Here is a 10,490-nt window from a genome sequence, read left to right on the forward strand (position 1 = left end):
CTCCCGTTCACGAAATGTTAAAATTGGGAACGCCCGTCGGAGCCATCGGTTAGCACGAGGCGGCTCTTGGCTTCGTCAAGAACCATTGACGTTCGTGGTGAAGACCAATTCGTCCTCATCCGCGTGTGAGGGCCGTTGTTACCACATGAGGAAAAGCGAAAGGCCGGTCCGTTGGGCCGGCCTTCTTGCATCAAGCGAATGGTTCTTGCTTACTTGACGGAGCCAACCAGAACGTCGTTGCCGTTTTCGATGGTGACCCAACGCCCCGTGTTGAAGCTCGCCTGGCGCTTCAGGTAGGAGTAGGGGGTCTTCGACCAGAGCTTTATCTCGTCTTCGAGGTTGTCGAGGATATAGTCGCCTTGCTTGGTGCGCAGCGTCAGCACCGCATGTCCCTCGCCATCAGGCTTGCGCACGACCGTCATCAAGAGGTTGGAGGCGGAAATGCCGCTCTGCATCAGCAGCCTGCGCTTCAACAGGGCGAAATCCTCGCAGTCGCCGGCGGTCTTCGGATATTCCCAATATTCTTCCTGGCCGTAAACTTCCATGTCCGTTGCCGGTCTGATGGTCTTGTTGACGCGTAGATTGACCTGGTTGATCAGCGCCCAGGAGGCGGCGTTCATATCGACGGGGCCGACATTGCGGACCGGACCGCATTCGTCGGTATGTCTCTGGCAGAAATCATAGTGCCCGATCGGCTGGGAAGTGACGTTGCCGACCGTCATCGATACGCTCTGTTGAGACGCCGGCATAGCCGCCGAAGACATCGCAATCATAGCAGCGAAGGCAACCAATACGCCCTTAATACGCACGCCCACTATTCCTTGTATCGTCCCTGCATTTGTTAACAAATTGTTAATGTAGCGAGGCCTGACAAGTCAATCGTTACTTAAGTGTTAACGACGGAACCGGCGCGTATGGTTAATTTCGGCACAATCGAGGAGGTCGTTGCCATAATTCTATACCTCCCTGAATTAGGGAGGCGCGCGAAAGCGATACCCGGCGCGGAGGTTTCACGGCGGGCGACTTCAAGTATATCAGATTGTTTTCACTGACTATTATGAAGCGCCAGGGTCTCTGCAGCGGTGAGCATGCGCTCCAGATCCTGCGGTCGCGACAGGCGGTGATCGCCATCGCGCACAAGTGTTAACACCACGTCGTCGGCTGGCAGGTGCTCGACCAGCTTTAACGAATGCGAGAAAGGCACGTCCGCGTCTTCCATGCCCTGCAGGATGTGCACGGGGCAGCCGGTCTCGATGATGCCGGTGAGCACGCGATTGGCGCGGCCGTCCTCGATCAGGGCGCGGGTAAAGATGTTCGGCTCGGGGCTGTATTCCGACGGTTCCTCGAAATAGCCGCGCTCCGCCAGCGAGCGTCGCTCGACATCCGAGAGGTTCGGTTCGATGAGATCGACGGTGAAATCGGGGGCGGGCGCGATCAGGACGAGGCCGGCGATTGCAGGGGCCTTCTTGCGCTTGCGCAGTTCCTGAATGACCCTGAGCGCGATCCAGCCGCCCATCGACGAGCCGACGAGGACGATCCTCTTCGGCTTGGTATGGTCGATGACGGCGAGTGCCTCTTCCAGCCAGCGCGAGATTGTGCCGTTGGTGAACTTGCCGCCGGATTGGCCGTGGCCGGAATAGTCGAAGCGGATGCAGCCGAGACCAAGTCGTTCCGCCAGCGCGTCCAGTTCCACCGCCTTGGTGCCGCTCATGTCGGATCGATAGCCGGATAGCCATACGAAGCTGACATTCTTCGCGCCGTTGCCGGCGGCGCGCTCAAGGATCGCGATCTGGCGTTCGCTGTCGCCCGTGCCAACGAAAAGGAAGGTCGGCTGGGTGGCTGTGGCTGCTTCGGACATCAAGAAACTCCCGGATTTTTTGCTCTATAGAACAGATTCGCGCGGGCGTGACCCGAAAAATCCTCGGCTCTTTGCCGCGAGCTTTGGTGTCATTTGGCAATAATACTGTGTCCTTCGCGCATCTCGCGTCTCTATGACACCCTGTTGACACGCGGGAGGTGCTTTTTTCCTGATGTCATGCTATTGACTTCAACATAGCTTTTACGACATTTCCGTCAGTTGCGCTGACGGGGAGCGAGAGGCTGCAGCTATCCGAAACAATTCGTGGAGAATACGACCATTCGCAGACCCTTTAAAACCGATGCGCCCGTAAAGGACGGGCCACGTTCCAACAGGGAAATTCGCATTCCCAAAGTACAGCTCATCGCTGCTGACGGCGCGAATATGGGCATCGTCCCGACCGACCAGGCATTGAGAATGGCAGAGGAGGCCGGTCTCGATCTGGTAGAGATTTCCCCTAATGCTGAACCGCCTGTGTGCAAGATCCTCGATCTGGGCAAGCTGAAATACGCCAACCAGAAGAAGGCCGCCGAGGCGCGCAAGAAGCAGAAGATCGTCGAAGTCAAAGAAATCAAGATGCGCCCCAACATCGACACCCATGACTATGAGGTGAAGATGAAGGCGATCGGTCGCTTCTTTGAAGAAGGTGACAAGGTGAAGGTGACCTTGAAGTTCCGTGGCCGCGAAATGGCCCACCAGGAACTCGGCATGAAGCTTCTTCAGCAGGTCAAGGAAGACACGCTCGAGATCGCCAAGGTGGAAGCCGAGCCGAAGCTCGAAGGCCGCCAGATGATGATGGTGCTTGCGCCGAAGTGAGGCGCAGGTCGATGTAAGAGAGGCCGGAGCCGTCCCATGGGCGGCTTTTTCCTTTTGTCCGCAATATAGTTCTGTCATCGATCTGCAAAGAATCGCGCATCCGGCCCGTTGCACTTGCGGGCAACTGCGGTTATAAGCGCGCGTCCGAACTGACCGGCAGGGCATGCCGTGGCAGTTTAGAATGCTGGCGGGGCGGTTCGTCACCGGATCCGCCGTTCAACAACAAACGCTCCGGCACCTTTTGCAGCCCGGCCTGTCCGGACCTGTAGGAAGGGCTTTTCAGAAAAGCACGCCAGGAAGCATCGAAGGAGTAGCAAAATGCCCAAGATGAAGACGAAGTCCTCTGCCAAGAAGCGGTTCAAGATCACCGCAACCGGCAAGGTCAAGGCCGCCGCTGCTGGCAAGCGCCACGGCATGATCAAGCGTACCAACAAGTTCATTCGCGATGCCCGCGGCACCATGGTTCTCGCAGAACCGGATGGCCGTAAGGTAATCAAGAACTACTTGCCGAACGGTCTCTAAGACTATTCGTAACGCTATAGACTAAGGAGATCATGAAATGGCACGCGTAAAAAGAGGCGTTACCGCCCACGCCAAGCATAAGAAGGTTCTGAAGGCAGCCAAGGGCTTCTACGGCCGCCGCAAGAACACCATTCGCACAGCCAAGGCCGCTGTCGATCGTTCCAAGCAGTACGCTTATCGCGACCGCAAGGTTAACAAGCGCAACTTCCGCGCTCTCTGGATCCAGCGCATCAACGCTGCCGTCCGCGAACACGGCCTGACCTACGGCCGCTTCATCGACGGCCTGACCAAGGCTGGCATCGAAGTTGACCGTAAGGTTCTTTCCGACATGGCAATCCATGAGCAGGAAGCTTTCGGTGCGCTCGTTGCTGCTTCGAAGAAGGCACTTGAGTACCTCAAGGAAGCCGGCACGAAGAACGAGTTCGAAGCAGCCGTTAACTAACGCTGCCTCGCACGTCTTTCGTAAATTCATTATGAAACCCGCGCTGGCGAAACCGGCGCGGGTTTTGTGTTTTGCAGCATACGCTTTCCATCGTGTCAGGCTGTCTTGTTGGGCGAGGCTCGAAAAATGGGTCGCGCATCGGGCGACAAGTGCCAAGGGCCGCATTCTTGGCGTGTTTTTGTCATTTGCCCGGTTGATTGGCCGCTTGCACATGGATAGTGATCTGCAGCGCCTCATCGTTGCCACAAGCTGTCTGATGCGGGCGTTCATCCATTATTCCGCGGAATGAGCGGCGTTCCAAGCCCGCCGCCCGCAAGGCAGGATCAGATGACGGAACTCGTAACACTTGAAACCCAACTCATGGCCGACGTGGCCGCGGCGACCGACGAGCAGTCGATCGAAGCCGTCAGGGTCGCCGCGCTTGGCAAGAAGGGCTCGGTCTCCGAACTGTTGAAGACGCTGGGCTCGATGTCGCCGGAAGAGCGGCAGACACGCGGCGCGGCCATCAACGCGCTGAAGAATTCCGTCACTGACGCGATCAACGAGCGTAAGGGCGCACTGCGCGATGCCGCGATCGACGCGAAGCTGAAGGCCGAGACCGTCGATGTCAGCCTGCCTGTGCGCTCGTCGCCTGCCGAACGAGGCCGCATCCATCCGATCAGCCAGATCGTCGACGAAATTACCGCCATTTTCGGAGACATGGGCTTCTCGATCGCCGAAGGCCCCGATGTCGAGACCGACTACTATAACTTCACGGCCTTGAATTTCCCGGAAGGGCACCCGGCCCGCGAAATGCACGACACCTTCTTCTTCCAGCCGGATGAAAAGGGTGAGCGCAAGGTGCTGCGCACGCACACCTCGCCGGTGCAGGTGCGCACCATGGAAGCGCAGAAGCCGCCGATCCGCATCATCATCCCCGGCAAGACCTACCGCCAGGATAGCGACGCCACCCATTCGCCGATGTTCCATCAGGTCGAAGGCCTGGTCATCGACAAGACGGCCAATGTCGGCAACATCCGCTGGGTGCTGGAAGAATTCTGCAAGACCTTCTTCGAGGTCGACAACGTGACGATGCGCTTCCGCCCGTCGTTCTTCCCGTTCACGGAGCCGTCCTTCGAGGTCGATATCCAGTGCGATCGTTCCGGCCCGATCGTGAAGTTCGGCGAAGGCACCGACTGGATGGAAATCCTCGGCTGCGGCATGGTGCATCCGAACGTGCTGCGCCATGGCGGCCTCGATCCGGACGAATATCAGGGTTTTGCCTGGGGCATGGGCCTCGACCGCATTGCCATGCTGAAATACGGCATGCCTGACCTGCGCGACTTCTTCAACGCCGATGTCCGCTGGATGAACCACTATGGCTTCCGCCCGCTCGATATGCCGACCCTGTTCGGCGGCCTGAGCGCGTAAGGAAGGGATAAAGCACATGAAATTCACACTCTCCTGGCTGAAAGAACACCTGCAAACCGACGCCACGCTCGATGAGATCTGCGCCCGCCTGACGATGATCGGGCTGGAAGTGGAGGAAGTCGACGACAAGGCGGCGTTCAAGCCCTTCGTCATCGCCAAGGTTCTGTCAGCAGAAAAGCACCCGCAGGCTGATCGTCTGAAGGTGTTGATGGTCGACACCGGCAGCGGCGCGCCTGTTCAGGTCGTCTGCGGTGCACCGAATGCACGCGCTGGTCTTGTCGGCGCCTTTGCGGCTCCTGGCACTTATGTTCCCGGCATCGACGTGACGCTCGCCATCGGCAACATTCGCGGTGTCGAGAGCCGCGGCATGATGTGCTCGGAAAAGGAACTGGAAATCTCCGACAGCCATGACGGCATCATCGATCTTCCGGAAGATGCGCGCGTCGGCACGAGCTTTGCCGCCTATGCCGGCCTCGACGATCCGATGATCGAGATCAATCTGACGCCGAACCGCCCGGACTGCACCGGCGTCTACGGCATCGCCCGCGATCTCGCCGCCTCTGGCCTCGGGACGCTGAAGCCGCGCGCGACACCGTCCTTCGCCGTCGCAGGCGAGACGACGACCGAGCTCAAGATCGATCTGGATGACACGCGCCTTTGCCCCGGCTTCACCCTTCGCCTCGTGCGCGGCGTTAAGAACGGCCCGAGCCCGAAGTGGATGCAGCAGCGTCTGCTCGCTATCGGCCTGCGCCCGATCAGCGCGCTTGTCGATATCACCAACTACATGACCTTCGACCAGGGCCGGCCGATGCACGTCTTCGACGCCGCCAAGGTCAAGGGCAATCTCGTCGTGCGCCGCGCCAGCGACGGCGAGACCGTGCTGGCGCTCGACGAGCGCGAATACAAGCTCACCCCGAGCAACGTCGTCATCGCCGACGACAACGGCGTCGAGTCAATCGGCGGCATCATGGGCGGCGAACATTCCGGCTGCGACGAGAACACCACGGATGTGCTGATCGAGTCGGCGCTCTGGGATCCGATGAACATCGCCAAGAGCGGCCGCAGCCTCGGCATCATCACCGATGCGCGCTATCGTTTCGAGCGCGGCGTCGATCCGGAATATATGGTGCCCGGCCTTGAGCGCACGACCGAGCTGGTGCTTGCCAGCTGCGGCGGCACGGCCGCCAAGGCACGCGTCGAAGGCTATAAGGGCTATGAGGCCAAGGTCGTCGAATTTCCGCTGTCGGAAGTCAAGCGCCTGACCGGCCTTGAAGTCTCCGCCGATGAGAGCAAATCCATCCTGACGAAGCTCGGCTTCTCCGTTTCCGGTTCGGGCGAGCGCATTTCAGTCGCCGTTCCCTCCTGGCGCCCGGATGTCGACGGCAAGGCCGATCTCGTCGAGGAGATCATGCGCATCCACGGCGTCGACAATATCAAGCCGCAGCCGCTTAGCAGCCATGCCGCCGTCAACGGCAAGATCCTGACGACGCTGCAGATCCGCACGCGGACTGCCAAGCGCGCGCTCGCATCGCGCGGCATGCTGGAAGCCGTTACCTGGTCCTTCATCTCCGAAGATCAGGCCAGGCTCTTCGGTGGCGGCTCCAATGCCCTGAAGCTCGCCAATCCGATCGCGTCAGACATGTCCGACATGCGTCCTTCGCTGCTGCCAGGGCTCCTGTCGGCTGCGCAGCGCAATGCCGACAAGGGCTACGGCGACGTCGCGATCTTCGAAGTCTCCGGCACCTATGAGAACGACACGCCCGAGGGCCAGCGTCGCGTGGCCGGCGGCATCCGCCGCGGCACGGCAACGCTTGCCGGCGTCGGCCGCATGTGGTCGAACGCTGCCAAGGGCGGCGGCAAGCCGGTCGACGTCTTTGACGCCAAGGCCGATGCGCTGGCAGTGCTCGAAGCCTGCGGCCTGCCGATGGGCAATATCCAGATCGAGCAGGGCGGTCCGGCCTGGTATCATCCCGGCCGTTCCGGCACCATCAAGATGGGCCCGAAGGTCGTGCTCGGCTATTTCGGCGAATTCCATCCGAAGACGCTGGAAGCGCTCGATGTCTCCGGCGCGCTTGCCGGCTTCGAAGTCTATGTCGATGCCATGCCCGAACCGAAGAAGAAGGCGACCCGCACCAAGCCGGCGCTGGAGCTGTCTCCGTTCCAGGCAGTCAAGCGCGACTTCGCTTTCGTTGTCGACAAGTCGGTGGAAGCTGGCGCCGTCGTCCGCGCTGCTGCCGGTGCCGACCGCAAGCTGGTAACCGGCGTCAACGTTTTTGACATTTTCGAAGGTGCGTCGCTCGGCGAAGACAAGAAGTCCATCGCCATCGAGGTGCAGATCCAGCCGGCCGAGCGGACGCTCACCGACGAGGATTTCGAAGTGCTGACACAGAAGATTGTGTCGAACGTGACGAAGTCGACGGGTGGGGTGCTGAGAGGGTAATCGGCTGCTGCCGAGTTCGCGGAGAGCTCGGCACCCCCCTCTGTCCCTTCGGGACATCTCCCCACAAGGGGGGAGATTGGTAACCTTCGGCACTCTTTCGCCTCAAGCTGACATCGCATCTGTTGAAACCGAGGTTTCTGCTTTAACGAGGATAAGCAGCAAACTCCCACTGATCTCCCCCCTTGTGGGGGAGATGTCGCGACAGCGACAGAGGGGGGTATCAGAGGCTCGGCATATTCGGTGTCGCATCATCTACCGATGCAGATGATAGACCTTGTTCACGATGCTCCACCGCCCGTCGATCTTCAGCAGTGACAGATAATCCGAAAACTTCATGCCGGCGAATTCGTCGACGACCTTGACGCTTGCGGCATCGCCTTCGATGTCGATCAGCTCGATCTCCATGAGGGGTATAGTGCCGGGCGGCGCGCTGCCTTCTTCCACGATCGCGCTGATGAATTCATCTCGCGTCATCCATTCGACCACACCCTGATAATTGCCGATGATATCAGCGCGCGGATGCAGTGCCTTGCGCAGCGCCGGCTCATTCGCGAATGCCATGCCATCGACATAGAGGTGAACAACCGCACGGATTGCCTGCTCTTCCGACATCTCGCCATTCCTCGTTTGAGTCATGTCTGACGCATGTCGCGCAAAAGTGTGCAGCGGTTTTGCGATAACGACATGCGAAACATCAAAACTTAAAGCGCACATAGCGAATCTGAAAGATCGCGACGCGCTTTAAGATACCATAGGCTATGCAGGCTGGCAAAAATACGACAGTGCGGTCACGAGGATTTGCTACTGCATAATTCCCTAAATCGAAATCGATTTAAGGATAAAATTATGCAGCAGATCTAAAGTGCTACAGCGACCTTTGCGCGTCACATGTGACGCGCGGGGCTGTAGGCTCTATTCGACAAAAACCCGCACGCTTGCGGCTCGGCCGGTGGCGTCGATGACCGTCAGCGTCGAATAGCCGGCGCCATCGGGCGTCCATTGGTTGGTGCGGCGGCGCGAAAGTTCGGGCAGTGGCTTGCCGTTGGCGAGCCATCGAAACGGTGCCCGTCCGCCCTGCAGCTTCAGCGCTAGCGGCGCGATCTGATCGACACCGCTGCTCGCCCCGAGATCGACGCGCGCGCCTTCGGGCGGATAGACGATCTGTGGCGCCGGCTCGCGGCTCGAAGCGGCCAGCAGCCCGGCGGCCGTAACGGAAAAGCGCCGCTGGCTGATAGGCAGTTCGGTCGCTGAGATGCGCACCGCCCCCGTGGGCGTCGGGGGGAAAGGCGTGATGGCGACGCCTGACTTGGCGAAGGCCTCGAACAGGATGGGTGCCGCCGATACATAGCCTGCCAACCCTGGAACCGCGCCATTGTCCGGCCGGCCGACCCAGACGCCGAGCACATGCGCGCCGTCATAGCCGATCGACCATGCGTCGCGATTGCCGTAGCTGGTGCCAGTCTTGTAGGCGATGCCGAGCTGCTTGCTGCCGCGCGGTGCGATGATATCCGAGAGAATGTCGGTGATGTTCCAGACTGCGATCGGCTCCATCAGCGGCTCGCCGTCGATCGGTCCCGGCTGGTCCTGAACGCCATCGCCGATCCGCATGGGTTTGCCGCGATTGGCAAGCCCTGCATAGAGCTGCACGAGGTCCTTAAGGGTGACGCCGACGCCGCCGAGGCCGATGGCAAGGCCGGGCGCTTCGTTCGGCGGCAGTTTCGGCTTCACCTCGGCGCGGCGGAAGCGCACCAGCAGCCGGGTCGGCCCGACAGCATCGAGCAGCCGCACGGCCGGCACGTTGAGCGACAGCTGCAGCGCCTGGCGCACGCTCACATCACCCTGGTAGGTCATATCGAAATTACGGGGGCGGTAGCCGTAGAAATCGGCCGGGCGATCCTCGATGATCGTCTCCTGGGCCACATAGCCCTGCTCGAAAGCAAGGCCGTAGATGAAAGGCTTCAAGGTCGAGCCGGGCGAGCGCAGCACGCGGGTCATGTCGACCCATCCCGAGCGGCTGGAATCGAAATAGTTGGCCGAGCCAACTTCGCCGATGATCTCGCCCGTCTTGGCATCGGCCATGATCATGGCCACCGATACTTTTGGCCCGAGCCGCTTTGCCGCCGCGTCTGCGACGGCTTCCAGCCCCTGCTGCACACTGCGGCGCAGGGTCGTCCGATGCTGGATGACGCCGGGCTGCTTCTTGAGAGCGAGTTCGGCGAGATGCGCCGCAAAGGCAGGCAGCTGCCGCCGGTCGGCCGGGATGGGTGTCAGCGCAGCGCGCTCGGCTTCCCCTTCGCCAATGATGGTGGCGACGGCAGCGCGCTCGAGCACGCGGTGGCGGGCAGCCTGTGCGGTCGCAAGATTGCGGTCCGGCCGGCGCTTTTCCGGCAGCTGCGGCAGGGCGACGAGTAGGGCGGATTGCGCCACGCTCAGATGGCGCGGCTCCTTGCCGAAATAAGCAAGGCTTGCCGCCCGAACGCCCTCCAGATTGCCGCCGTAGGGCGCATGCGTCAGGTAGAGATCGAGGATCTGCTCCTTGCTGAGCCGCTGCTCGATCTGGATGGCACGGACGATCTGCAGAAGCTTCGCCGTTACCGACCGCTCGCTGCGCGGCTCGATCAGACGCGCCACCTGCATGGAAAGCGTCGAGCCGCCCGAGACGATGCGGCCATGCGTGACGAGCTGCATGAAGGCGCGGCCGATCGCTATGGGGTCGACGCCGTGATGATCGTAGAAGCGCCGATCCTCATAGGCGACGAGCATGCGCAGATATTGCGGATCGACATCGGCAAACCCTGTCTTCAGCCGCCAGCGCCCCTCTGGCGTGGCGAAGGCGCGCAGGAGATCGCCATTGGCATCGAGTACCTCGGCCGAGACCAGGCGGGCATTGTCCAGTGGCGGCGGAAAGGCGCGGTCCGCGGCCTTAAGGCCGAAGACCAGAGCCACCGCCGTCAAGGCAGTGGCTCCAAGGCCGATCGCAATCTTCCATCGTGCTTTCATGG

Annotated in this window: 9 protein-coding genes; 5 read left to right on the plus strand and 4 right to left on the minus strand. The window is 60.7% G+C overall.

Annotated elements, in window-relative coordinates; translation table 11 throughout:
- Positions 1-209: 209 nt before the first annotated feature.
- Together QD409_RS05095 and QD409_RS05100 are read right to left on the minus strand one after the other, a co-directional pair.
- On the minus strand, positions 210-809 hold the full coding sequence (locus tag QD409_RS05095) for a transglutaminase-like cysteine peptidase (RefSeq protein WP_430762019.1): 600 nt from the start codon (positions 807-809) through the stop codon (positions 210-212).
- Positions 810-1,045: 236 nt separating this feature from the next.
- Positions 1,046-1,858 carry an alpha/beta hydrolase gene (locus tag QD409_RS05100; protein ID WP_430762020.1) on the minus strand — a complete coding sequence of 271 codons (813 nt, stop codon included), beginning with the start codon at positions 1,856-1,858 and terminating at the stop codon, positions 1,046-1,048.
- Positions 1,859-2,137: 279 nt separating this feature from the next.
- Here QD409_RS05100 and infC point away from each other — a divergent pair, with 279 nt between their 5' ends.
- The 5 genes from infC to pheT all read left to right on the plus strand — a co-directional run bounded on the left by infC (position 2,138) and on the right by pheT (position 7,488).
- Positions 2,138-2,674 carry a translation initiation factor IF-3 gene (gene infC / locus QD409_RS05105; protein WP_028750883.1) on the plus strand — a complete coding sequence of 179 codons (537 nt, stop codon included), beginning with the start codon at positions 2,138-2,140 and terminating at the stop codon, positions 2,672-2,674.
- A gap of 318 nt (positions 2,675-2,992) precedes the next feature.
- Positions 2,993-3,196 carry a 50S ribosomal protein L35 gene (rpmI, locus tag QD409_RS05110; RefSeq protein WP_003570998.1) on the plus strand — a complete coding sequence of 68 codons (204 nt, stop codon included), beginning with the start codon at positions 2,993-2,995 and terminating at the stop codon, positions 3,194-3,196.
- 37 nt (positions 3,197-3,233) lie between these two features.
- Positions 3,234-3,638 carry a 50S ribosomal protein L20 gene (gene rplT / locus QD409_RS05115; RefSeq protein ID WP_430762021.1) on the plus strand — a complete coding sequence of 135 codons (405 nt, stop codon included), beginning with the start codon at positions 3,234-3,236 and terminating at the stop codon, positions 3,636-3,638.
- Positions 3,639-3,965: 327 nt separating this feature from the next.
- Positions 3,966-5,048 carry a phenylalanine--tRNA ligase subunit alpha gene (pheS, locus tag QD409_RS05120; RefSeq protein ID WP_430762022.1) on the plus strand — a complete coding sequence of 361 codons (1,083 nt, stop codon included), beginning with the start codon at positions 3,966-3,968 and terminating at the stop codon, positions 5,046-5,048.
- Positions 5,049-5,064: 16 nt separating this feature from the next.
- Positions 5,065-7,488 carry a phenylalanine--tRNA ligase subunit beta gene (gene pheT, locus QD409_RS05125; RefSeq protein WP_430762023.1) on the plus strand — a complete coding sequence of 808 codons (2,424 nt, stop codon included), beginning with the start codon at positions 5,065-5,067 and terminating at the stop codon, positions 7,486-7,488.
- Between the two features lie 252 nt (positions 7,489-7,740).
- Here the strand turns inward: pheT and QD409_RS05130 are convergent, their stop codons facing one another.
- Both QD409_RS05130 and pbpC read right to left on the minus strand, forming a co-directional pair.
- Complete coding sequence (locus tag QD409_RS05130; RefSeq protein ID WP_430762084.1) at positions 7,741-8,100, minus strand: nuclear transport factor 2 family protein; 360 nt, start codon at positions 8,098-8,100, stop codon at positions 7,741-7,743.
- Between the two features lie 300 nt (positions 8,101-8,400).
- Positions 8,401-10,488, minus strand: coding sequence for a penicillin-binding protein 1C (gene pbpC, locus QD409_RS05135; protein ID WP_430762024.1), 2,088 nt, complete (start codon positions 10,486-10,488; stop codon positions 8,401-8,403).
- Between the last annotated feature and the right edge of the window lie 2 nt (positions 10,489-10,490).

It is taken from the genome of Rhizobium sp. BR 315 (assembly GCF_050577975.1).
In the GTDB taxonomy this organism is placed as follows: domain Bacteria; phylum Pseudomonadota; class Alphaproteobacteria; order Rhizobiales; family Rhizobiaceae; genus Rhizobium; species Rhizobium miluonense.

Bases quoted from the DNA above. Each gene is read 5' to 3' on its own strand.
- QD409_RS05100 (WP_430762020.1), bottom strand. From the start codon at position 1,858: ATGTCCGAAGCAGCCACAGCCACCCAGCCGACCTTCCTTTTCGTTGGC.
- rpmI (WP_003570998.1), top strand. From the start codon at position 2,993: ATGCCCAAGATGAAGACGAAGTCCTCTGCCAAGAAGCGGTTCAAGATC.
- rplT (WP_430762021.1), top strand. From the start codon at position 3,234: ATGGCACGCGTAAAAAGAGGCGTTACCGCCCACGCCAAGCATAAGAAG.
- pheS (WP_430762022.1), top strand. From the start codon at position 3,966: ATGACGGAACTCGTAACACTTGAAACCCAACTCATGGCCGACGTGGCC.
- pheT (WP_430762023.1), top strand. From the start codon at position 5,065: ATGAAATTCACACTCTCCTGGCTGAAAGAACACCTGCAAACCGACGCC.
- QD409_RS05130 (WP_430762084.1), bottom strand. From the start codon at position 8,100: ATGTCGGAAGAGCAGGCAATCCGTGCGGTTGTTCACCTCTATGTCGAT.
- pbpC (WP_430762024.1), bottom strand. From the start codon at position 10,488: ATGAAAGCACGATGGAAGATTGCGATCGGCCTTGGAGCCACTGCCTTG.